Genomic DNA, 21,443 nt, shown 5'->3' with positions numbered 1-21,443 from the left:
CCATAAGGTGGGCATCCGTCGGCAGTCCCGCCGGCCTCGACGAGACGACGTGAACGGGAGGCTCCCATGAGCACGACCCTGCATTCGGACCCCGCGGCGCATCACGACGCGGAGGTCAAGGAGGAGAAGTCAGCGGCCATCGCCGTCATCGCGTTCCCCGCCTTCATCCTCATCGGCGCGATCATCGCGTTCCTCGTGCCGGAGCCCTTCCTGCCCATCGGCAACTACATCACGCCGATGCTGGCGATCATCATGTTCTGCATGGGCCTCACCCTGACGCTGCCCGACGTCAAGGAGGTCGCCCGCCGCCCGTGGCCCATCGCCATCGGCGTCGTCGCGCAGTACGTCATCATGCCGCTGGCGGCCGTCGCCGTCGCGAAGATGCTGGGCCTCAACCCGGCGCTGGCCGTCGGCCTGCTGATGCTCGGCTCCGTGCCGGGCGGCACCGCCTCCAACGTCGTCGCCTACCTGGCCAAGGGCGACGTCGCCCTGTCCGTCGCCATGACCTCCGTGTCGACGATCCTGTCGCCGCTGCTCACCCCGGTCATCATGCTGCTGCTCGCCGACGCCGACACCCCGGTTGACGGCGCCGGCATGGCGTGGACCCTCGCGCAGACGGTCCTCATCCCGGTCATCGGCGGCCTGGTCATCCGCGTCCTGTTCGACCGCTTCGTCGACATGGTCCTGCCGATCCTGCCGTGGCTGGCCATCGTCGCCATCGGCGGCGTCGTGTTCCCCGCCGTCGCGAAGAACACGGAGATGCTGAAGTCCGTCGGCCTGCTGGTCTTCGCCGCGGTCGTGCTGCACAACCTGTTCGGCTACATCCTCGGCTACCTCGCCGCGAAGGTCTTCAAGCTGCCGGGCGACGCCTGCCGCACCACCGCCATCGAGGTGGCGACGCAGTCCGCGGGCCTCGCCTCCGGCATGGGCGGCAAGTTCTTCACCCCGGAGGCCGCCATCCCGGGCGCCATCGCCGCGGTGTGGCACAACGTCGCCGGCTCCATCTTCGCGTTCGTCATCCGCCGCATCGTGAAGGACTAGGGCGCCGCCCCTCCTCATCCCCGCGACCCCCGCGACCCCCGCCAGACGGACCGGTTTCGGCGGATGGGACCCCGATATATCAGGGTCTCGTTCGCCGAAACCGGTCCATCTGCATCGGGAGGGTTCGTCGCAACGGGGTCCCGACTGCCGGAACCCGTCCCGATCGCCGGAACCGCTCCATCTGGACGCCGGCGGGGCTCCGCGCACCGCAGCGGAAGGCCGCGGAACGCCGCCCGACGCCGGAGGCCGCCTCTCGCCGCACCGAACCTCCGCGGGCCGGCGCATGTACGTCGTTTCGACCCGCTCGACGACGCCTCCCGGCGCCCCACGAGACAGCCAGACCCACTTTCGGCCGTTCCGACCCAGTTAGAACGGGGTCGGAACGGCCGAAAGTGGGTCTGGCCGGAAGGCGTGCCGATGCAACGGGGTCGAAACGACCCGGCACCTTCTATTTGGCGCTACTTCGCGGCGACGGCGCGCGCGATCTCCTGCAGCGTCGCCTCGACGCCCTCGGCCATCCGCTCGTCGAAGTCGCGGGAGCGGCCGAGCACGTACTTCACCAGCGCACGCGAGACGGCGGTATTGCCGTCGCGCAGGGTGCGGGTGACGCGCACGAGGGTCGACGGCGAACCTGCCGCGCCGTCCTCGCCGGCGCCGTCCTGCGGCTCCAGCTCGTAGCGCCACGTCGACTTGTTCTCGGTGACGCGAAACGCCAGCGCGCGGCCGGGCTGCCACTCGACGACCTTCGCGGTGGTCGGCCAGACGAAGGCGCCCTGGCGGTTGAGGTTCACCATCAGCGAGCCCTTGCGCACGGGGGCGCCGGGCTTGCCGACGATGAACGTCTTCAGCACCTGCGGGCTGCGCCGGTTCATGCCGCGCAGGTCGGAGACCACGTCCCAGACGCGGTCGGCGGGGGCGGGGATCCGCAGCTCGGCGGAGAGGTCCTGGGGAACGTCGCTCATGCCCGCCGATGCTAGGGGCGTGCGCCGCCGCCCGGGGTGCATTCGGCGGGAAAGCGGAATCGGCCGCGCCGGGGCATGCGCGTGACGACGGAATCCGGCGCCGTCCGGCGGCGGAGCCCCGGCCCGGGCGGCGGGGGCGGGCCGCGGCGGGGAGCGTCGTCAGTCGATGACGACGAGGGCGCCGCACTCGGCGGCCGCCGCATCGTCGTAGAAGCCGCGCAGGTCGGCGCACGCGGCGCGGACGGCGTCGTGCAGGCCGCCGTCGTCGTCGCCGAGCTTCAGGATCATCGGGTCGCCGCCGGCGACGACCTTCGGGTCGACCGCGTCGAGGCGGGCGTCCAGGTCGATGGCGTCGAGCGCCTTCGCCAGCGTGCCGACGCGATCCGGGGCGACCAGCGCCACCATCGGCTTGCGGGTGACGTGCTCGGAGCCCATGACCGCCTCGCTGAGCGGGTCGCCGGGGGAGGCGCCGTCGAACGGCTTGCCGGTGAGCACGTAGTGCAGCACTCCCCACAGGGCGCCGACGTCGGCGGCGCCGTCCTCGTCCGCCTCCGCCAGCAGGGCCATCACGTGGTCGCCCGCGGCCGACTCGGCGGGCACGCCCGCCGCCTTCTCCCCGGCGTCGCTGACGACGCCCCGCAGGTGCTCGACCTGCTCGGCGCTGATGCGCAGGTACTCGGCGTGGGTGGCGGTCGCCATTCGGGGTGCCCCTTTCATCCGGTTGCGGGATGCGGACCAGTGTAGGGAAAGCGGCGGGCGCGGCGCCGGAGGCGGAGCCCCCGGATGCGCGGGCGTGCGGCCGGGCGGGGGCGGGCGGCGCGTGCGCGTCGGCCGCGCCGGGCGAGCCCGCCAGGCGAGCCCGGCCGCCCGGGCGCCTACTCCCGCTACGCCGCGCGGACCGCGTGCAGGATCTCGCGCGGGGTGGCGTCGGCGGGGAAGGGGGCGACGCGGGCGTCGTGGCCGCGGGCGGCGCCGTAGATGCCGGCGGGGCCGCGGCCGTCGGCGATGTCCCGGCCGATGCGGAGGTCCGACTCGGCGCCGCGGACGCCTCGGGCGATGCGCTGGACGGTGTTCGGAAGTCGATGCATGGCCGTGAGCCTAGGTCCGCGCATGCCCGGAATTCCAACGGAAACGGGCGTTCTGTCCCGGGAATCACGCCCGCCCGCGCCTGGGAGCCGCACCACCGCGACGGCGGCCCAGTGAAGTGCGCCACAATCGGAGACGCCCCGGGAATCCACAGCTACTCAGGTCAGGGGCGCCTAATTTATAGTCGAATTATGAATTCGCAGTTTCCCGTGCGCCGTTCCGGCCGGCGCATCCTGACCGCGTCCGCCTCCGTGGCCGCGGCCGCCGCCATGCTGGTCGGCGGCGCCGCCGCCCCGGCCGTCGCGGCGCCGATCATCCCGGACGAGTCCCCGCTGTACCCGAAGTCCGACGTCGTCGAGAACCCGCAGATCACCGTCACCCACGAGGACGGCTCGCCGGTCACCGGCCCGGTCCACCGCGGCGACGTTCTCGTCGTCCACGGCACGGGCTTCGACCCGGGCGCCAACCGCGGCGGCTTCCCGCTGCCGGTGCCCCCGGGCGTGCCGAACGGCGTGTGGGTCATGTACTCCGCCTTCCCGGATCACTGGAAGCCGTCGGAGGACGCCCCGTCGGAGACGCGCACCCACCCGCATGACCGCATGGCGTGGGTCATGCCGCCCGGCACCCTGGAGAAGGTCCCCGGCACGTTCACCAACATGCGCGCGACGCTGGCCCGCACGGCGCAGCCGATGACGGAGCAGGGCACGTTCGACGCCCGCATCGTCGTCGACCCGCCGGAGAACACCCCGGGCGGCAACTACGGCGTGTACGTCTACGCCGCCGGCGGCTCCGTCAACGCGAAGGAGGAGATCTACGTCCCCATCGCGTTCGATCCGGCCCCGGGCCCGAACACCCCGCCGGCGTCGTCGCCGGACCTGGCCATCGAGGCCGGGCTCATCGAGAAGGTCGCCGACATCGCCGGCGGCGGCATCGAGGCTGACGAGGGCGCGCTGAAGGACGGCTCGACCGTCACGTACTCCCTGGTTGAGGATGGCATCGACCCGGCGACGGGCCACGGCGTCGTGAAGTACCGCGGCAAGGCGGACATCACCGCGCGCTTCAGCCTGGTGCACGTCACGGTCCGCGACCCGTGGATCGAGTCGACGCCGCGCGGCACCGTCGTCACGGCGGAGGTCTCCCGCAGGTACGACTCCGGCCCGGACTCCACGGTCCGCATGCCGATCGCGGTGCTGAAGTCCGCCGAGCCGGGCGCCTCCGGCAGCGCCCCGGTGGGTCCGGTGGTCCGCAACCGCTGACGCCGCGCGCGTCCCCCGCGTTGTTCGCGTGACGACGCCCCGCCCCACGGCCGCCCCGTCCGGGGCGCCGCGGTGCGGGGCGTTTCGTCGTGGGGCAGCGGCCGCGGCGTTCGGCAGCGTCACCGCCGCGCGGCACGCATCGGGGAGGGGTCGCGGCATGCGGCGCGGACGGAGCCGCGCGGGCCCCGTCGTCACGCGAACGGGAGGGCTAGCGCCGGCGGGCGGCCTTGCGCTCCTCGGCGAGCTGCGCGGCCCACTGCGTCGTGAACATGTCGATGACGCGGGCGCGGCCGACCGGCATGTCGGTGTACTCGCCGGCGGCGACGTCGACGACGCGGATGCGCTCCGCCAGGCCGTCGATCTCCTCGGCGTGGGCGAGGTAGAACTCGGCGATGAACTCCAGGCCCTCGTCGGTCGGCGCGTTGAACGTCGACGCGGGGAAGACGTCCTCCGACATGTCGCGCATCGCCGTGGAGAACGCGCCGTCGAAGCCCGGCAGGCAGCCGAACACGGCCAGGAGGGACTTGGACGCGGCCGTCGCGATGCCGCCGGAGTTCGGCAGCAGCGCCAGCGACACGTCGCGCTGGGCGGCCAGCAGCTTCTCGCGGTGCTTGGCCTTGCGGTACTTCTTCGGGTTGAGGTCCGCGACGTCCTCCGCGTGGGCGCGCAGCGCCTCCAGCGCCGCGTCGTAGTGGAAGACGTTGGTGTACAGCAGCCCCGACGCGCCCTGCAGCATGCCCTGGGCGGCGAGGTAGGCGACCAGGTGGAGGCGGTCGAGCTCGCGCTTGGACTCCTTCCTCTTCAGCTTGGAGTCCGCGAAATGCGCGCGGCAGACGTCCCACGACAGATGTCGGAGGGATGCGGGGTCGGCACCCTCCGGGACGGCGGTATCGGCGTCGCAGCCGCGGTACGCCGCGACCACGTCGGTGATTGTTCCGGTCGGAAGGTGCTTCATGATTTCAGCCTAGCCGCCCTTTCGTCGCAGGTGAACCGGGGTACGGGCTCCGTGGACGGCGATCGGGGACGCGTCCGCGAACCTACGGGGGCGTATGTAGGCTAACGCCGATCCGTTTCGTGGCGATATGCAGGGGATTCGAGCGGGAAATGACCGCCGGATCCGTTGTCGCGGGCGTGATTACGCGCCGCACGGCCTTTTTCGCCGCGGGGTGGGAACGGGGGTGGCCGCGGTCCGCCGCCCGCGGCCGGGGACGCTCGAACGGGGGTGCGGCGCACGACGCCCGCGCAACCGGGCGGAACCGGATGCGCGGGCGTCGGGGGAGGGGGCTCAGGGGCCCCCGGGCACACCCCCCGGGTCGGGGGCGCCGCCTGTGTCAGGCGTGGAGGTCGCGGTCCTCGATGCCCTTCGGCAGCAGGACCAGGGCGACGATGGACAGCAGGCTCAGGGCGGCGAGGTAGACGCCGATGGTCCAGGACTTGCCGGTGGAGTCGATGAGGATCTGGGCGATCATCGGGGCGAACGCGCCGCCGACGATGGAGCCGATGCCGTAGCCGATGGAGGCGCCGGAGAAGCGGATGGCCGCCGGGAACATCTCGGCGAACAGCGCGGAGGTCGGGCCGTAGGTCAGGGCCAGCGGCAGGGTCAGGGCGACGATGGCCATGGTGTAGACGCCCGCGTTGCCGGACTCGATGAACGGCCAGATGGCGAGCAGCCACGGGATCTGGATGGCGTAGCCGATGAGGAAGACGCGGACGCGGCCGTAGCGGTCGGCCAGCACGCCGGACCACAGGGTGAACAGGGTCCAGGTGACGCCGGCGATGATGGTGGCGATCATGGTGACGACCGGGTCCATGCCCAGGGTCTTGAGGGCGTAGGAGCTGAAGAACGCGATGACCATGAAGCCGGCGGCGTTGTTGCCGGCGAAGATGAAGATGGCCTTGAGGACCAGGCCCCAGTGGTTGCGGAACAGCTCCGGCAGCGGGGCGGTGCGGTGCTTGGACTCGGCCTTCATCTGCTGGAAGACCGGGGACTCGTCGACGGTGCGGCGGATGACGTAGCCGATGGCGATGAGCACGACGGAGAAGATGAACGGCACGCGCCAGCCCCACTCCAGGTAGGCGTCGTTGCCGACCCACAGGGTGGTCACCAGCATGGCGGACGTCGCCAGCAGCATGCCCAGCGGGACGCCGAGCTGCGGGAAGGAGCCGTAGAAGCCGCGCTTGCCGTCGGGGGCGTTCTCGACGGACATGAGGGCGGCGCCGCCCCACTCCGCGCCGGCGGCGAGGCCCTGGATGATGCGCAGGAGCATCAGCAGCAGCGGCGCGGCGACGCCGATGGAGGCGTAGGTCGGCAGGAAGCCGATGAGCGCCGTGGCGGAGCCCATGCCCAGCAGGGAGAAGACGAGCACCATCTTGCGGCCGTAGCGGTCGCCGATGTGGCCGCCGATGACGGCGCCGAGCGGGCGGAACAGGAAGGCGACGCCGATGGACGCCCACGCGAGGATGAGGGCGACCGACGGGTTCGCCTTGGACGCCGGCTCGATGAAGAGCGGCGCGAGCACCAGGGCGGCGGCCTGGGCGTAGATGAGGAAGTCGTACATCTCGATGGTCGTGCCGACGAGCGTGCCGGTGAGGACCTTCTTCTGCTCCCGCGTCGAATGCAGGCGCGGGTCGGCCGCGGCGGGGGCCGTGGTGGTCTGGGTCATGGATTCTCCGTGTCCGTGTGTCGGGCAGGGGAACCGGCATGGCCGGGTCCTCCCTGGGGGCGGGCCGCCGGCTCCGCGGGTGCGGTGCGGCGGGTGCCGGGGCGCGTCGTCGGCTCCGGCGTGCGCCGGGTCGCGGTGGGGCGTCCCGGCGGGCGCAGCGGATGTTACGGGTCCGTTATCGGGGCCCGGCAACATTTCGGGGCGGAACGATCCCCGGGGAAATTTCGTTCACCGTCCGAACGGGCGCAGTCACGGATGGTGCGCGTGTGGTTTCGGTGGCGCATTTCCGCAGGTGGGGAGGGGGTGGTGCGTGACGACGGTCACCTGGCCCGGCCGGGATCCCGTCGCCACGCGAAGATTTCGCTGAACCGTTCAGATTGTTGAACAACCGTGCGTGCGGGGCCGCCGGAACCCGGGCGGGCGACCGGTCGCCGGGGGCGCATGGGGCACCCGGACGCGGGCATGCGGAACCGCGCCGGCGGCGGGATGCCGGCGGCGCGGGACGGGCGGGGGAGGGGCGGCTACGCCAGGCCGAGGAACTCGCGGATGGCGGGCAGCTCGCGGGCGATCTGGCCGCGGCCCGCCGCGTACGCCGCCTGCAGCGCGCCCATGTCGCGGGTGCGGTTGGTGAGCGTCATGTGCTCCGGGAAGAACAGGTACGCGCGGCCCTGCCGCTCCAGCTCGAGGAGCTTCTCGCGGGTCCGGTTGTAGTTCGCGGGCCGGTCGATCATCGCCTGGGCGACGGCCGGGGTGCGGCGGAACACCCGGCGCAGCGCGCCCGGCCGCGACACCTCCGGCTTCCGGTAGTCCCGCTGCTGCGTCATGACGACGAGGAAGCGGTCGAAGCCGTCGCGCTCCGCCTCGTCGACCGGGATGCCGCCGTCGGGGCCCATCGCCCCGTCGACGTAGGCGACGCCGTCGATGACCGGCGGCACCATGAACCCCGGCATCGTCGACGACGCCCGCACCCGCACCATGAGATCGCGCAGCTCCGCCATGTCGGAGCGGTCCCACCACACCATTTCGCCGTCGTCGGCGCGCACGGCGCCGACCTTCGCCGGCGTCGGGTTCGCCCGGTACGCGTCGTAGTCGTAGGGGGCGAGCTCGCCGGGCAACGGCGCCGTCTCGTAGATGTACTGCGAGTCGAAGTAGCCGCGGCCGCGGACGAACGTCCCCCAGCCGCCGTAGCGCTTGTCGGCCGACATCTCGACGAAGCAGCCTCGCGTGCGGCGCAGATCGCGGCTGAGGTAGTTGGTCAGCATCGTCGCGCCGGCGCTGATGCCGCCGACCCAGCCCAGGTCGATGCGCTCCCGGATGAGCGCCTCCACCACCGCCGACGTGTAGGCCGCGCGCATGCCGCCGCCCTCCAGCACCAGCGCCACGTCCGGTACCGCGTTGCGCGCGGGCTCCTCCGCCCGAGTCGAATCCGTCGTTCCCGTCATGGGGGACGACGGTACCCGGCCCCGGCCGCCGCGGCCTTTGCCACAATGGGGGCATGACCGACGACGCAGCCACCGCCCAGCCCGCCGACCCCGCCCACCTGCACGTCCAGGACCTCATCGAGTTCGTCCAGGCGTCCCCGTCGTCCTTCCACGCCGCGGAGGAGGTCGCCCGCCGCCTCACCGACGCCGGCGCGACCCGCGTCGACGAGCGCGACCCCTTCCCGACGGAGCCCGGCTCCTACGTCCTGGTCCGCGAGGGCGCCGCCGTCGCCTGGCACCTGCCCGCCGACGCCCCCGCCGACGCCGGCGACCGCGCCTTCCGCATCACCGGCTCCCACACCGACTCGCCGGGCTTCCGCCTCAAGCCCAACCCCCAGTCCGAGTCCGCCGGCTACGTCCGCGCGGAGGTGGAGGTCTACGGCGGCGCGCTCGTCAACGCGTGGCTGGACCGGGAGATCGAGTTCGCGGGCATCGTCGCGACGCACGACGGCCGCACGCACCTCACGCGCACCGGGCCGATCGCGCGCGTGCCGCAGCTGGCCATCCACCTGCACCGCGAGATCAACTCCGAGGGCCTCAAGCTGCACCGCCAGGAGCACACCCACCCGGTGCTGGGCCTCGGCGGCGACGTCCGCGAGGTCCTCGCCGCGGCCGCCGGCGTCGACGAGGCCGACGTCGCCGCGTGGGACCTCATCAGCTTCGACACCCAGCCGCCGCGCGTGTTCGGCATGGCCGGCGAGTTCCTCGCCTGCGGCCGCCTGGACAACCTCCTGTCCGTCCACGCCTCCCTCGTCGCCTTCGAGGACGCCATGGCCCGCTGGGCCGCCGAGGGCGACGCGGCCCTCGGCGGCGACATCCCCGTCCTCATCGCCTTCGACCACGAGGAGGTCGGATCCGCCTCGCCCACCGGCGCCGCCGGCCCCCTGCTGGCCGACATGCTCGACCGCATCGCCGCCTCCGCCGGCGCCGACGGCGAGGCCCGCCACCGCATGCTGCGCCGCTCCGTCTGCGTCTCCGCCGACGGCGCCCACGCCGTGCACCCCAACTACTCCGGCGAGCACGATCCGGGCCACCGCCCGACGCTCAACGTCGGCCCCGTCATCAAGGTCAACGCCAACCAGCGCTACGCCACCGACGCGTGGGGCCAGGCCTTCGTCGCCGGCCTCGCCGAACGCGCCGGGGTGCCCGTCCAGACCTTCGTGTCCGCCAACCACAAGCCCTGCGGCTCCACCATCGGCCCCATCACCGCCACCCGCCTGGGCATCCGCACCATCGACGTCGGCGCGCCCATGCTGTCCATGCACTCGCCGCGCGAGATGACCGGCGCCCGCGACCCGTGGCTGCTGGCGGAGGTCCTCGCGGAGTTCTGGAGGTAGGCGCGCGGCGACGCGGCCCGGGCGGGAGGCGTCGTCACGCGGATGCCGCACCCCGTGCGGCCCGCACCCGCCCCGCCCCGCGTGACCCGGCGCACACCGCGCCCCGCGGTGCGGCCGATCCCGCACCGCCGATCCGCCCGTTCCTGGCGAAGAGCCCCCGCGGCGCGGCATGCTGGCACCATGACCGATGACCCAGCCCATGACATCGACCGCGACGGCATGACGCCCTCCGGGGCCTCCGGCGCCGACGGGGCCGGAGATGCCGCCGGCACCGCCACCGCCCCCGCCGCCCCGGGGCAGGAGCCCGTCCGCGCCCGGGCCGCCGGGCGGGACGCCGGGCGCGACGCCGACGCGGCCCGGGCCATCGACGTGCCGTTCGACGAGATCGTCGAATGGCGCCGCCACATCCACCGCAACCCCGAGCTGTCCTTCCGCGAGCACGCGACGACGGACTTCATCGAGGGACTGCTGCAGGAGTGGGGCATCCCCACGCACCGCCTGACGGACACGGGCGTCATCGGCCTCATCGTCGGCACCGCCGGCGACCCGGAGACCGGCCGCGACATCGGCTACCGCGCCGACATCGACGCCCTGCCGGTGAAGGAGGAGACGGGCCTGCCGTTCGCGTCGCAGAACGAGGGCGTGATGCACGCCTGCGGCCACGACGTGCACACCGCCATGCTGCTGGGCACGGCGAAGGTCCTGCAGGGCATGCGCGACCGCCTCCACGGCACCGTCCACCTCATCTTCCAGCACGCCGAGGAGCAGCTGCCGGGCGGCGCCCGCGAGCTCGTCGCCCTCGGCGCCGCCGACGACCTCGACGAGGTGTACGCGTTCCACGTCGCCCCGCACCCCGTCGGCCACGTCGGCATCACCCGCGGCCGCGTCTCCACCATGTCCGGCATCGTGTCCATCACCATCCGCGGCCGCGGCGGCCACTCCTCGAACCCGCAGCTGTCGGTCGACCCGGTGCTCGTGGCGTCGCAGGCGACGCTGATGCTCAACACCATCGTCAGCCGCAACCTCGACCCGAACCACATGAACATCGTCAACGTCGGCTCCCTGCACTCCGGCGCGGCGGCGAACGTCATCCCCGACGAGGCGACGATGGAGGTGTCCATCCGCTCCGTCGACGAGCAGGACTGGGAGACCATCTGCCGCCACATCGAGTCCCTGGTCAACGGCGCCTGCGCCGCCCACGGCGCGACCGCGCAGTTCGACTGGCAGATCCCGTACCCCATGGTCGTCAACGCCGACCTGGCCGCCGACCGCGCCTGGCACGCCGCCCGCACCGCCATCGGCGAGGACCAGGTCTTCGCCGCCGAGCCGTGGGCCCCGTCCGACGACTTCGCCTACTTCTCCCGCGAGGCCCCGGGCTGCTACATGTTCCTCGGCGGCGGCGGGCCCGAGGTCGGCAACCCGTACTTCCTGCACAACAGCCGCTACGACGTCGTCGAGCGCGCCATGATCAACGGCGTCCGCGTCGAGGTGCAGATCGCGCTCGACGCGCTCGCGCCCGGCCACGAGGACCCGCGGCCGATGCCGGATTCCCCGGACCGCCGCCAGCCCCGCGCCGGCGCCATCGCCCAGCGCCCCAACCCGGGTCCGGGCACGCCGCAGTCCCGCGCCGGCGAGCGCCGCACGCAGGTGCGGCCGAAGCGCGCCGCCCGCGCGATGCGTGACGACGCCTCCCGCGCCGGCGAGGCGGGCGCGGCCGGACCGGCCGGCACGACCGGCTCGTCCGCGGCCGCGGACACGACCGACACCACCGACACCTCCGCCCAGTAAGGAGCCCCGACATGACCGACCGCCGCACCGGACCCGCGTGGACCGACCACACCATCGGATGGCACGTCTACCCGCTGGGCTTCACCGGGGCCCCCGTCCACGACCGCGGCGGGGACGGCGCCCGCGTCGACGGCGACTTCCCGGCCCGCCTGGACCACCTCACCGCCTGGCTGGACTACGTGCAGGAGCTGGGGCTGAACGTCCTGCAGCTCGGGCCGGTGTTCCAGTCGTCGACGCACGGCTACGACACGACCGACTTTTTCCGCATCGACGACCGCCTGGGCGACGACGACGCCTTCGATCGGCTCATCGCCGCCGCGCACGATCGCGGCATCCGCGTACTGCTCGACGGCGTGTTCAACCACGTCGGCCGCGAGCACCCCGCCGTCGCGGAGGCGCTGGCCGACGAGTCCTCCGACGCCGCGCGCCTCTTCGCCGTCGACCGCTCCGGCGACGAGCCGACGCTGCCCGTCTTCGAGGGCCATGACGCGCTGGTGGAGCTCGACCACGGCTCCGACGCGGTGAAGGACCTGGTCCGCGACGTCATGCTGCACTGGCTGCGCCGCGGCGCCGACGGCTGGCGCCTCGACGCCGCCTACGCGGTGGACCCGAAGTTCTGGGCCGACGTGCTGCCGGCGGTGCGGGAGGAGTTCCCGGAAGCCTTCATCTACGGCGAGGTCATCCACGGCGACTACGCCGACATCGTCGCCACCTCCGGCATGGACTCCGTCACGGAGTACGAGCTGTGGAAGGCGACGTGGTCGTCGCTGAAGGAGGGCAACTTCTACGAGCTGGAGTGGACCCTCGGCCGCCACAACGGCTTCCTCGACGCCTTCCGTCCGGTCACCTTCGTCGGCAACCACGACGTCACCCGCATCGCCTCCCAGGTCGGCGCGGAGAAGTCCATCCTGGCGCTGGCGGTGCTCATGACCGTCGGCGGCGTGCCGCTGGTCTACTACGGCGACGAGCAGGGCTACACCGGCGTGAAGAAGGAGGACTTCGGCGGCGACGACCAGATCCGCCCGGTCTTCCCGGCCGCGCCGGAGGACCTCTCCGAGGTCGGCCAGTGGATCGGGCGCGCCCACCAGGGACTCATCGGCGTCCGCCGCCGCAATCCGTGGCTGCGCGACGCGAATCCCGAGGTGGCCGACATCGGGAACCTGCGCCTGGTCTACAACGTCGAGGGGCGCGACGACGAGGGTCAGGACCGCCAGCTCAACGTCGAGCTGGACATGACCGACGCCGACGCCCCCTTCGCGGTCATCCGCGACCACGGCGAGGAGATCTGGCGGTTCCCGGAGGCGTAGGTCCCGCGCGGCGGGCCCGCCCCGGCGGGTGCGCCGGCTGCGCCGACCCGCCCGCCGCGCCGGCCCGCCCGCCGTCCGCGGGGCCGGCCCCCGCGCATGCGCGACGCCCCCGGCGCGCCCTCCCCGAAAAGGGGATTGGCGCGCCGGGGGCGTCGTCGTTGGATGCCCTGCGGCTCCTGCGGCTCCTAGTGGGAGTGGCCCGCGTGGCCGCCCTCGGCCGGGGCGGTCTCGGCGCCCGACGGGGTCGCGGCTCCGGACGGGGTCGCCTCGCCGGAGGGGGAGACCTCACCGGACGGGGTGGCGGAGCCCGACGGGTCGGTGGACTCGGCCGGGGCCTCGTAGGTGCGGATCGGGTTCTCCTGGTCCGTCACCTTGATGTCGGAGGGCTGCTCGTTCGGCGGGGAGCAGGCCACCAGGGCGGCGGAGGCGATGGCGGTGGCGGCGGCGAGGCCGGCGAGACGGTGACGCATGGACGAACTCCTTTGCGAGGGGCATCACGGGCGTTGGTCGGGATTTCTCCGGATCATCCTAATGGATTCTCAGCCTTCGGCGGGAACCAGCGGCCCGATCGCCCCCGCCCCGAGGCACAGCACCGCACCGGGCGGGGCATCGAGGATCTCGACGCGCAGCAGGCGCCCGCCGCCGTCGATGGCCGCCCACACCTGGCGGGGTTCGGCGGGCACGTCGACGACGGCGCCGCCGGCCTGGATCTGGTCGGGCGTCGACAGCTCGTTGGGGAACGTCAGCCGCACCGTCATCGGCGCGGAGGCCAGCGTGTTGAGCTCCATGACGTGGTTGCCCAGGAAGATCAGGTCCGACAGCGGCAGATCGACGACGGCGCGGCCGGAGCCGTCGGCGCGCACCTCGTGACCGCAGGACGGGACGGGCCCCTGGTCCAGGCGGGTGAGCGCGGCGACGCGGCCGTCGACGACGCGGCCGTGGTCGTCGAACATGCGGGGCCGCGGGGTGACGTCGGCGAACCCCGGCCGGTCCTCCACGTCGTCGAAGACGGAGGAGTAGAGGTTGCGCGGGTTGGTGACGGGCAGCAGCACCTCGAACGGCACGGGCTGGTCGAGCATCGGCGCCGGGTCGGCGGCCGCGGCCTTCGGCAGCTCCTCCATCACGGTCGGCAGCCACCGTGCGGTGAGATCGCCGGACCATGCCTGGCGGTAGGTCCACGTCGACCACGCCGAGGACGCCAGCAGCGCCGCGACGACGCCGAGGGTGAGCACGGCGGCCGCGCGCTGCGCCGGGCGGGCGTCCGCGTCGCCGTCCGCATCCGCGTCACCGTCCATGTGCTTTGCGACGGGACCCGCCGCGGCGTCGTCGTCCGCGGCGCCGCGGCGGGTGCCGTCGTCACGCGACACGGCGTCGTCCCCTTCCAGCGGCCGGCCCGGGCCCGCGGGGAACATGGCGGCCACCGCGAGCGCCAGGACCAGGGCGGCGTCGCCGTAGTAGTGCAGCGTCTGGGCGAGCATGCCGGAGGTGTTCTCGCCGGACCGCGCCGTCGTCATCGCCGCCAGCACGACGGCGAGGTACGCGGCGCCGACGAGCGCCGGGGCCCACGCGCGGCGGGTGCGGACCATCGCCGCCGCGCCGACGCCCAGCAGCGCCACCGCGCCGGCGACGGCCAGCGGCACGGGAGGCTCGGCCCACGCCTGCGACGGCGCCCAGCGGTCCCACCGCCACGGCCCGCCGACCAGGCCGGCGAAGACGGCCTTCAGGCCGCGCCACCACAGCTCCGACAGCGGCCCGCCGCCGGTGGTGTCCGCGATGCCGCGGGAGGCGATGCCCAGCCACACCACCGCCCAGATGCCGGTGATGGCGCCGCCGGCCAGCCACAGCGGGCGGGCCCGCCGCATCGCCGCCACCGCGGGCAGGCCCCGCACGTGGGCGGCCGCCGCGACCAGCGCCGCCGCCAGCGGCATCACGGCCAGCGACTTCTCGAAGAATCCGAGCGACACCACCAGGCCCAGCGACGCCAGCGCGACGGTGCGGGGCGAGCGGGCGCGGGGATCGTCGTCAAGGACGGCGCGGGCGGCGAGCGCGGTCCACGCGGCCAGGGCCATGTGCATCGGCAGGGCGTTGACCGCCGCCGACCACCACGTCGACCCCGGCAGCGTCAGCGGCGTGAACGCCGCGAACGCCACCGCCGCCAGCGCCGGCCAGCTGCGGCCCGCCAGCGCCCGGGCCGCCCGGGCCAGCAGCAGCGTCGCCGCGACCTGGGCCAGCAGCATCAGCGCCGCCGGGATCCACCACCGCCACGGCGCCGCCTCGTTCACCGCCGCCTGCAGCAGGAAGGCCAGGGGCGCCACGTGCCCGTCGTGCGGGCGGGCCCAGAAGTCCGGCGACCACCACGGCACGTCCACCGCGCGGCCCACGATGATGAAGTCGTCCCAGTAGAACGTCCGGCCCGACAGCACCAGCGCGTGCAGGGCGAACTGCACGGCGACGACCGCGGCGACCAGCGCGCGCCACGTGCCGGCGCCCATCGCGGGGGCGCCGGGCACGGGTTCGGGGGTGCCGGTGGCGGCGCCGGAGGCGTCGGCGGCGGTTGCCCGGCCCGATGCCCGGCCCTCCGACCGCTCCGCGTCGCCCGCGGGCGCGGCCGGGGCGCGCTCCCCGGCCGCCGTCGCCGCGTCCCCTGCACCCTCCGGAGTCGAACCCTTGATCATGCGGCTCAGGGTACGGGGCGGGCGGGCGCCGTGGGGTAGCATCGCGGGCGACAACGCACGGGAGCCCCCGGGACCGAGGGGCTGAGAGGAGGGCGCGGATCGCCCTCGACCGTTGAACCTGATCCGGGTCATGCCGGCGAAGGGAGCGGGCGCCGCGGCACCACCGCCGGCGGCGCCCACCGGAGACGCCCCGTGCGTGCCCCCGCACCAGAAGGAGAGCACGCAGCAATGAGCACCACCACGCAGGCGCCGTCGATGCGCTGGCGCGTCGTCGACATCGTCACCGCCGCCGTCCTCGGCGTCGCCGTCGGCCTCATCTTCGTCATCTGGAACGTCGTCGGCTACGCGCTGTTCACGACGCTCGACGCGTTCACCCCGGGCTTCGGCGGCCTCGCCGTCGGCATCTGGCTGCTGGGCGGCGTGCTCGGCGGGCTCATCATCCGCAAGCCGGGCGCCGCCCTGTTCGTGGAGGTCGTCGCCGCGACCGTCTCCATGGCGCTGGCCAGCCAGTGGGGCCCGGAGACCGTCTACTCCGGCATCGCCCAGGGCCTGGGCGCCGAGCTCGTCTTCCTGCTGTTCGCCTACCGCCGCTTCGGCCTGCCGACGGCGATGCTGGCCGGCGCGGCCGCCGGCGCCGGCGCCATCGTCCTCGAGCTGTTCATGTCCGGCAACATCGCGAAGACGCTGGAGTTCAACATCATCTACTCCATCTGCGTCATCATCTCGGGCATCGTGCTGGCGGGCCTCGTCGGCCACCTGCTGACCCGCGCCCTGGCCGCCACCGGCGCCCTCGACCGCTTCGCCGCCGGCCGCGAGCGCCGGCAGCTGGCGTGACGGACGCGGCGGTCCGGGCCCGCGGCTTCGGCTGGCGCCACGCCGGCCGGGCCAAGCCCGTCCTGTCCGGCATCGACCTGGAGATCCCCCACGGCCAGAAGGTCCTGCTGCTCGGCGCCTCCGGCGCGGGCAAGTCGACGCTGCTGGCCGCCATCGCCGGCGTCCTCGGCCACGGCGACGACGGCGACGCCGAGGGCGAGCTCCACGTCTTCGGGGCGCCCGCCGATGCCGCCCGCGGCGAGGTCGGCCTGGTGCTGCAGGACCCGGACTCGCAGGTCATCAGCGCCCGCGTCGGCGACGACGTGGCCTTCGGCGCCGAGAACCTCGGCGTGGAGCGCGACGAGATCTGGCGGCGCGTGCGCCGCTGCCTGGACCTCGTCGGCCTCGACGCCGACCTGGACCGGCCGACCGAGCGCCTGTCCGGCGGGCAGAAGCAGCGTCTCGCGCTGGCCGGTGTGCTGGCCATGGGCGCGCGCATCATCGCCCTCGACGAGCCGACCGCCAACATCGACCCGGCCGGCGTCGCGGAGCTGCGCGACGCCGCCGTCCGCGCCGCCGACGCCGCCGGGGCGACCCTGCTGGTCGTCGAGCACCGCGTCGACGCCTGGGTCGGCCACGTCGACCGCATCGTCGTCGTCGGCTCCGGCGGCGTCATCGCCGACGGGGAGCCGGAGCGCGTCCTCGCCGACCACGGCGCGGCCCTGGCCGACGCCGGCGTGTGGGTGCCGGGCCACGCCCCGGAGCTGCCCCCGGCCCGGCCCGTCGACGCCGCCGCCCCCGGCGCGGACGTCGCGCTGCGCGGCCGCGGCCTCGCCGTCGGCCACGAGGCGGACCTGCCGGTGCAGGTCGGCCTCGACGTGGCCCTGCCGGCCGGGGCGTCGACGTGCATCGTCGGCCCCAACGGCGCCGGCAAGTCCACGCTGGCGCTGACCCTCGGCGGCCTGCTGGCGCCCGTCGCCGGCGTCGTCGAGGCCTCCCCGTCCGTGCTGGAGGCCGGGCCCGCCGCCGGCCGGGTGCGCCGCCGCCTGCTGCGCCGCGGCCCCCGCGTCCCTGCGTCCGCCCCGCACGGCTGGTCGTCCCGGCAGCTGGCCGCCCGCGTCGGCAGCGTCTTCCAGGTGCCGGAGCACCAGTTCGTCTCCTCCACGGTGAAGGAGGAGCTGGAGCTCGGCCCCCGCCTCATGGGCCTGGGGGAGGACGAGGCCGCCGCGCGCGCCTCCCGCCTCATGGAGCACCTGCGCCTGGACCACCTCGCCCCGGCCAACCCGTTCACGCTGTCGGGAGGGGAGAAGCGCCGCCTGTCCGTCGCCACGGTCCTGTCGACGCGCCCCCGCGTCGTGCTCCTCGACGAGCCGACCTTCGGCCAGGACCGCCGCACCTTCACGGAGCTGGCGCACCTGCTGCGGGAGCTCGCCGACGACGGCGCGGCCGTCGCCTCGGTCACCCACGACCGGCTGCTGCGGGCGTCGCTCGGCGACCACGTCGTGGAGCTCGCCGCCCCGGCCCGCATCGCCCGCCCGGGCGGCACGACCCGCCCGGGTACCCCGAGCCACCCGACCCGCCCGGGCACTCCGGCCGGCCCGACCCGCGAGGAGGACCGCGTATGACCACCGCCGCCGCCGACGCCACGCTGCCCGCCGCCCGCCGCGGCGAGTCCGCGGGCCTGCTGGACCGGCTGAACCCGGTCAGCCGCGTGCTCGGCCTGCTCATCTGGACGACGCCGCTGGTGCTCACCATCGACTGGGTCTCCGCCGCCGTGGCGCTGGCCTGCGCGGTGCTGATGATCCCGCTGAGCGGCATCTCCCCGCTCATGGTGCTGCGCCGGGCGTGGCCGCTGCTGGTCGCCGCGCCCATCTCCGGCATCTCGATGGCCCTGTACGGCGCGCCCGAGGGCGAGCTGTACGCCAGCTTCCTGCTGGCCCACGTCACCGACAACTCGCTGCAGCTGGGCCTGGCGATCTTCCTGCGCGTGCTGGCCATCGGCCTGCCCGTCATCGTGCTCACCGCCGGGGTCGACCCGACGGACCTGGGCGACGGCCTGGCGCAGGTGCTGCGCCTGCCCGCCCGGTTCGTCCTGGCGGCGATGGCGGGCGTGCGCCTGGTGACCCTGTTCATCGACGACTGGCGGGCCCTCACCCGCGCCCGCCGCGCCCGCGGCCTCGGCGACTCGGGCCGGCTGCGCCGCGTCGCGTCCCAGGTCTTCGCCCTGCTGGTGTTCGCGCTACGCCGCGGTGCGAAGCTGTCGACGGCGATGGAGGCCCGCGGCTTCGGCGCCCCCGGCCCCCGCACGTGGGGCCGCGAGTCCCGCCTGCACGCCGGGGACTGGGCGCTGATGGCGGTGTGCGCGTGCTTCGCCGCCCTCGCCCTCGGCGTCTCGGCGTGGCTGGGCCACTTCCGCTTCCTGGGGATGTGACGCCGCGGTGATCGTGCTCGTCGACGGCCGCTCCGGCGCCGGGAAGACCACGCTGGCCCGCCGCTGGTCGGCGGCGCTCGGCTGGCCCGTGGTGCACCTGGAGGACGTCTACCCCGGGTGGGGCGGGCTGGCGGCCGCGGCGGATGCCGTCGCAACGCGATTGCTGGACCCGGCGACGGCGTCGTACCGGCGCTGGGACTGGTACGCGATGGCGCCGGCGGAGGAGGTGCCGGTGCCGCTGGACCGCAGCCTCGTCATCGAGGGCTGCGGCGCGCTGACCGCCGACAACCTCGCCGCCGCCGGGCGCCTCGGCGACGTCGCGGGTGTGTGGGTGGAGCTCGGCGCCGACGAGCGCCGCGCCCGCGCGATGGCGCGCGACGAGCACTTCGCCGGCCACTGGGACATGTGGGCGGCGCAGGAGGCGGAGCACATCGCCCGCCACAGCCCGCGCGATCTCGCGGACTGGGTCATCGCAGGCTCGCGCCGGTAGGTGCGTGACGACGGGACCCGCCCGCGGGGACGCCCGCCGCGCGCGGCCGGTGCCCGGGGCGGTTCCGGCCGGGGCCGCGCCGCGGGGAGGCCGCCTACTACCCGGCGGCGTCCTCCCGCTCGTCGACGACGCCGCGGGAGCGCAGGAACCGGATCGCGGAGACCAGCAGCAGCCCGCCGGCCATGTTCGCCAGCGCCGACCACCAGATGAAGCCGGCCCAGTCGCCGACCGTGACGCCGTCGGCGCCGGAGAAGATGGCGCCGTAGATGTACAGCGTGTCCAGGATGCAGTGGACGACGCCCGTGCCGGCGAGCACGAAGCCGCCGATGGCGGAGGCGATGATCTTCGGCGTCGCCTCCTCCGTGAACTGGTGCATCCGCGTCACGACGGTCAGGGCCATGCCGCCGAGCGCCGCCAGCAGGACGTGCTGCAGCGTCGGCGCCATGTGCGCGTACTTCGCGCCCTGCTCCGCCAGGTAGGGGTGCATCGCCGGGTACGCCTGCACGAGGATCCACATGATGATCGCCGCGCCGACGAGGTTGCCCAGCAGCGTGCCCGCCCAGAAGCGCAGCAGCCTGCCGATGGTCGCCCGCTTGCGCGCCACCGCCGCCACGGGGACGAGGAACCCCTCGGTGAACAGCTCCGAGTGGGCCATGAGGATGATGACCAGGCCGATGGAGAACGCCATCGCGCCGAGCACGTCGCTGCCCGTGGCGTCCTTGACCGTCCACATGGCCAGCAGGCCGAGGCCGATCTCCATCGCGCCGAGCACGCCGGTCAGCAGCAGCGCGCCGAACGGGCGGGCGAGTCGGGTGACGCCCTCCTCGACCTGCCGTCGGCTGGATTCGGTGAGGTGGTCGTCGACGTGGTCGGGGTCGGCGTCGCCGGACTGGTCCGCGGGGCTGATGTCGTGGTCGCCGTCGGGGACGCGGCCGTCCCCGCGGTTCTCGTCGCGGGTGCCGGCGTGGTCGCGGTCGTCGCTCATGGGGTCGCCTTTCCTCGGGCGGGGCTCCCGGCCGCGGGCCTGCGCCGGGGTTCCGGCGTGCGCCGTCCGCCCATGATTGCACGGCGTTCACCCCGGCGGGAAACGCCCGCACCCCGCCGCCCGCTAGGTTGGTGCCCGTGAACGGACGAGTGCGGCGCGGGGAGCGCCCGGGAGCGTGGGCGCGGACGGCGGCGCTGGCCGCGCCGGGCCTGGCGTTCGCGTCGCTGCTCGCCGCCACCGGCCCCGTCATCGCCGCGACGCCGACGTTCCGCCCGCCGATGCTGCCGTCGCGCCGCCCGCCCGTCTGGGGGCTGCCGGCCGCCGGGGGAGCGCTCGCCGCGCTCATCGCCGCCGGCGCCGCGGTGCGGGTTCATCCGCGGTCGCCGCGGTGCGTGACGACGCTCGCCTCCTGCGGCCTCGCCGCCGCCGCGGTGCCGGGCGTCCAGCTGCTGGCGTTCGAGGGCGTGCGCCGCACGTGGTCCCGGCGGGGCCGCGGTCCCGCGGACGTGGTGCTGGTCCTCGGCTGCGCCCTCGTCGGCGGCAGGCCGTCGGCGCTGCTGGAGCTGCGGCTGCGCCGCGCCGCCGCCGTCGCCCGCCGGGGCGTGCCCGGCGACCCGGCCGCCGCACCCCTGGTCGTGTGCTGCGGCGGGGTGGGGGAGGACGGCCCGCCGTCGGAGGCCGCCGCCATGTGCGCCCGCCTCGCCGAGCTCGGCGTCGCGGCCGTCCCCGAGGACCGGTCCGTCAACACGAGGGAGAACCTCGCGAACGCGGCGGGCATCGTCGTCACGCATCTCGGCGGCGACGGCGGCGGCGACCCCGGACGCGCGGCAGGCGGAGGGCGCCCGGCGGTCCGCGTCGTCACGAGCGACTTCCACGTCCCGCGGGCGCTGGGTCTCGCGCGGCGCACGCCCGGCGGGACGGGCTGGCGCTGGTCGGCGGAGGGCGCGGCGACGCCGGCGCGCTACTGGGCGACGTCCATCCTGCGCGAGTTCCTGGCGCTCGCCGTCGCCGCGCCCGCGATGGGCGTGCGCGCGGCGGGGCGGCGACTGCGGGGCCGCGGGCGCTGAGGACGGCGGCGTCGGGCGCGTGGGCGCTGACGCCGGCGGCCGGGGCAGGAGGAGGACGGGG

General features: G+C 74.6%; 19 protein-coding genes and 1 riboswitch. Of the genes, 10 read left to right on the top strand and 9 right to left on the bottom strand.

The features are described from left to right. The first annotated feature begins 66 nt into the window (after positions 1 to 66). Positions 67 to 1,041, top strand: a complete 975-nt coding sequence (locus QQS41_RS03230; RefSeq protein WP_448851247.1) for a bile acid:sodium symporter family protein — start codon at positions 67 to 69, stop codon at positions 1,039 to 1,041. Between the two features lie 458 nt (positions 1,042 to 1,499). Here the strand turns inward: QQS41_RS03230 and QQS41_RS03225 are convergent, their stop codons facing one another. The 3 genes from QQS41_RS03225 to QQS41_RS03215 form a co-directional block, all read right to left on the bottom strand. Then, positions 1,500 to 2,003, bottom strand: a complete 504-nt coding sequence (locus tag QQS41_RS03225; RefSeq protein ID WP_448851246.1) for an SRPBCC family protein — start codon at positions 2,001 to 2,003, stop codon at positions 1,500 to 1,502. A gap of 159 nt (positions 2,004 to 2,162) precedes the next feature. Further along, positions 2,163 to 2,702 carry a DUF1877 family protein gene (locus tag QQS41_RS03220; RefSeq protein ID WP_448851245.1) on the bottom strand — a complete coding sequence of 180 codons (540 nt, stop codon included), beginning with the start codon at positions 2,700 to 2,702 and terminating at the stop codon, positions 2,163 to 2,165. 185 nt (positions 2,703 to 2,887) lie between these two features. Next, on the bottom strand, positions 2,888 to 3,091 hold the full coding sequence (locus QQS41_RS03215) for a hypothetical protein (protein WP_448851244.1): 204 nt from the start codon (positions 3,089 to 3,091) through the stop codon (positions 2,888 to 2,890). Between the two features lie 189 nt (positions 3,092 to 3,280). Between QQS41_RS03215 and QQS41_RS03210 the strand changes: the two genes are divergently transcribed. Continuing rightward, positions 3,281 to 4,345, top strand: coding sequence for an HtaA protein (locus tag QQS41_RS03210; RefSeq protein ID WP_448851243.1), 1,065 nt, complete (start codon positions 3,281 to 3,283; stop codon positions 4,343 to 4,345). 208 nt (positions 4,346 to 4,553) lie between these two features. Here the strand turns inward: QQS41_RS03210 and QQS41_RS03205 are convergent, their stop codons facing one another. The 3 genes from QQS41_RS03205 to QQS41_RS03195 all read right to left on the bottom strand — a co-directional run bounded on the left by QQS41_RS03205 (position 4,554) and on the right by QQS41_RS03195 (position 8,450). Further along, on the bottom strand, positions 4,554 to 5,300 hold the full coding sequence (locus tag QQS41_RS03205) for a hypothetical protein (protein ID WP_448851242.1): 747 nt from the start codon (positions 5,298 to 5,300) through the stop codon (positions 4,554 to 4,556). Positions 5,301 to 5,676: 376 nt separating this feature from the next. Then, on the bottom strand, positions 5,677 to 7,008 hold the full coding sequence (locus QQS41_RS03200) for an MFS transporter (protein WP_448851241.1): 1,332 nt from the start codon (positions 7,006 to 7,008) through the stop codon (positions 5,677 to 5,679). 521 nt (positions 7,009 to 7,529) lie between these two features. After that, entirely contained in the window at positions 7,530 to 8,450 is a 921-nt protein-coding gene (locus tag QQS41_RS03195) for a patatin-like phospholipase family protein (RefSeq protein WP_448851240.1), read from the bottom strand. Between the two features lie 53 nt (positions 8,451 to 8,503). Here QQS41_RS03195 and QQS41_RS03190 point away from each other — a divergent pair, with 53 nt between their 5' ends. The 3 genes from QQS41_RS03190 to QQS41_RS03180 all read left to right on the top strand — a co-directional run bounded on the left by QQS41_RS03190 (position 8,504) and on the right by QQS41_RS03180 (position 12,921). Beyond that, positions 8,504 to 9,826, top strand: coding sequence for a M18 family aminopeptidase (locus QQS41_RS03190; protein WP_448851239.1), 1,323 nt, complete (start codon positions 8,504 to 8,506; stop codon positions 9,824 to 9,826). Positions 9,827 to 10,006: 180 nt separating this feature from the next. Next, entirely contained in the window at positions 10,007 to 11,614 is a 1,608-nt protein-coding gene (locus QQS41_RS03185) for a M20 metallopeptidase family protein (RefSeq protein ID WP_448851238.1), read from the top strand. A gap of 11 nt (positions 11,615 to 11,625) precedes the next feature. Next, positions 11,626 to 12,921 carry an alpha-amylase family protein gene (locus QQS41_RS03180; RefSeq protein ID WP_448851237.1) on the top strand — a complete coding sequence of 432 codons (1,296 nt, stop codon included), beginning with the start codon at positions 11,626 to 11,628 and terminating at the stop codon, positions 12,919 to 12,921. Positions 12,922 to 13,106: 185 nt separating this feature from the next. On the opposite strand, the gene QQS41_RS03175 is transcribed toward QQS41_RS03180, so the two are convergent. Both QQS41_RS03175 and QQS41_RS03170 read right to left on the bottom strand, forming a co-directional pair. Next, entirely contained in the window at positions 13,107 to 13,391 is a 285-nt protein-coding gene (locus tag QQS41_RS03175) for a hypothetical protein (protein ID WP_448851236.1), read from the bottom strand. A 69-nt stretch (positions 13,392 to 13,460) separates the two neighbouring features. After that, positions 13,461 to 15,596, bottom strand: a complete 2,136-nt coding sequence (locus tag QQS41_RS03170; protein ID WP_448851235.1) for a hypothetical protein — start codon at positions 15,594 to 15,596, stop codon at positions 13,461 to 13,463. 54 nt (positions 15,597 to 15,650) lie between these two features. After that, positions 15,651 to 15,744: riboswitch (TPP riboswitch) on the top strand. Positions 15,745 to 15,824: 80 nt separating this feature from the next. Between QQS41_RS03170 and QQS41_RS03165 the strand changes: the two genes are divergently transcribed. Genes QQS41_RS03165 through QQS41_RS03150 form a run of 4 tightly spaced genes read left to right on the top strand, consistent with a single transcriptional unit; the run spans position 15,825 to position 19,330 of the window. Then, complete coding sequence (locus tag QQS41_RS03165) at positions 15,825 to 16,430, top strand: ECF transporter S component (RefSeq protein WP_448851234.1); 606 nt, start codon at positions 15,825 to 15,827, stop codon at positions 16,428 to 16,430. After that, the gene (locus QQS41_RS03160) at positions 16,427 to 18,034 is read left to right on the top strand and encodes an ABC transporter ATP-binding protein (protein ID WP_448851233.1); all 1,608 of its coding nucleotides are present in this window, start codon (positions 16,427 to 16,429) and stop codon (positions 18,032 to 18,034) included. Before QQS41_RS03165 ends, QQS41_RS03160 begins: the two co-directional genes overlap by 4 nt. Then, complete coding sequence (locus QQS41_RS03155; protein WP_448851232.1) at positions 18,031 to 18,840, top strand: energy-coupling factor transporter transmembrane component T family protein; 810 nt, start codon at positions 18,031 to 18,033, stop codon at positions 18,838 to 18,840. The genes QQS41_RS03160 and QQS41_RS03155 overlap by 4 nt, the downstream gene beginning before the upstream one ends. Positions 18,841 to 18,847: 7 nt before the next feature. Then, complete coding sequence (locus QQS41_RS03150) at positions 18,848 to 19,330, top strand: hypothetical protein (protein ID WP_448851231.1); 483 nt, start codon at positions 18,848 to 18,850, stop codon at positions 19,328 to 19,330. A gap of 97 nt (positions 19,331 to 19,427) precedes the next feature. On the opposite strand, the gene QQS41_RS03145 is transcribed toward QQS41_RS03150, so the two are convergent. After that, positions 19,428 to 20,315: a formate/nitrite transporter family protein gene (locus tag QQS41_RS03145; protein ID WP_448851230.1), complete on the bottom strand. Its 888-nt coding sequence runs from the start codon at positions 20,313 to 20,315 to the stop codon at positions 19,428 to 19,430. Positions 20,316 to 20,452: 137 nt separating this feature from the next. On the opposite strand from QQS41_RS03145, the gene QQS41_RS03140 reads away from it, so the two are divergent. After that, positions 20,453 to 21,382, top strand: coding sequence for a YdcF family protein (locus QQS41_RS03140; protein ID WP_448851229.1), 930 nt, complete (start codon positions 20,453 to 20,455; stop codon positions 21,380 to 21,382). Positions 21,383 to 21,443: the final 61 nt, after the last annotated feature.

The sequence above is a fragment of the Corynebacterium sp. 335C genome (genome assembly GCF_053525695.1).
This window is presented reverse-complemented; position numbering and strand designations above follow the sequence as displayed.

What these genes read in the sequence shown, in the direction of transcription:
- QQS41_RS03230 (WP_448851247.1), top strand. Translation starts at nt 67, where the DNA reads ATGAGCACGACCCTGCATTCGGACCCCGCGGCGCATCACGACGCGGAG.
- QQS41_RS03225 (WP_448851246.1), bottom strand. Translation starts at nt 2,003, where the DNA reads ATGAGCGACGTTCCCCAGGACCTCTCCGCCGAGCTGCGGATCCCCGCC.
- QQS41_RS03220 (WP_448851245.1), bottom strand. Translation starts at nt 2,702, where the DNA reads ATGGCGACCGCCACCCACGCCGAGTACCTGCGCATCAGCGCCGAGCAG.
- QQS41_RS03215 (WP_448851244.1), bottom strand. Translation starts at nt 3,091, where the DNA reads ATGCATCGACTTCCGAACACCGTCCAGCGCATCGCCCGAGGCGTCCGC.
- QQS41_RS03210 (WP_448851243.1), top strand. Translation starts at nt 3,281, where the DNA reads ATGAATTCGCAGTTTCCCGTGCGCCGTTCCGGCCGGCGCATCCTGACC.
- QQS41_RS03205 (WP_448851242.1), bottom strand. Translation starts at nt 5,300, where the DNA reads ATGAAGCACCTTCCGACCGGAACAATCACCGACGTGGTCGCGGCGTAC.
- QQS41_RS03200 (WP_448851241.1), bottom strand. Translation starts at nt 7,008, where the DNA reads ATGACCCAGACCACCACGGCCCCCGCCGCGGCCGACCCGCGCCTGCAT.
- QQS41_RS03195 (WP_448851240.1), bottom strand. Translation starts at nt 8,450, where the DNA reads ATGACGGGAACGACGGATTCGACTCGGGCGGAGGAGCCCGCGCGCAAC.
- QQS41_RS03190 (WP_448851239.1), top strand. Translation starts at nt 8,504, where the DNA reads ATGACCGACGACGCAGCCACCGCCCAGCCCGCCGACCCCGCCCACCTG.
- QQS41_RS03185 (WP_448851238.1), top strand. Translation starts at nt 10,007, where the DNA reads ATGACCGATGACCCAGCCCATGACATCGACCGCGACGGCATGACGCCC.
- QQS41_RS03180 (WP_448851237.1), top strand. Translation starts at nt 11,626, where the DNA reads ATGACCGACCGCCGCACCGGACCCGCGTGGACCGACCACACCATCGGA.
- QQS41_RS03175 (WP_448851236.1), bottom strand. Translation starts at nt 13,391, where the DNA reads ATGCGTCACCGTCTCGCCGGCCTCGCCGCCGCCACCGCCATCGCCTCC.
- QQS41_RS03170 (WP_448851235.1), bottom strand. Translation starts at nt 15,596, where the DNA reads ATGATCAAGGGTTCGACTCCGGAGGGTGCAGGGGACGCGGCGACGGCG.
- QQS41_RS03165 (WP_448851234.1), top strand. Translation starts at nt 15,825, where the DNA reads ATGAGCACCACCACGCAGGCGCCGTCGATGCGCTGGCGCGTCGTCGAC.
- QQS41_RS03155 (WP_448851232.1), top strand. Translation starts at nt 18,031, where the DNA reads ATGACCACCGCCGCCGCCGACGCCACGCTGCCCGCCGCCCGCCGCGGC.
- QQS41_RS03145 (WP_448851230.1), bottom strand. Translation starts at nt 20,315, where the DNA reads ATGAGCGACGACCGCGACCACGCCGGCACCCGCGACGAGAACCGCGGG.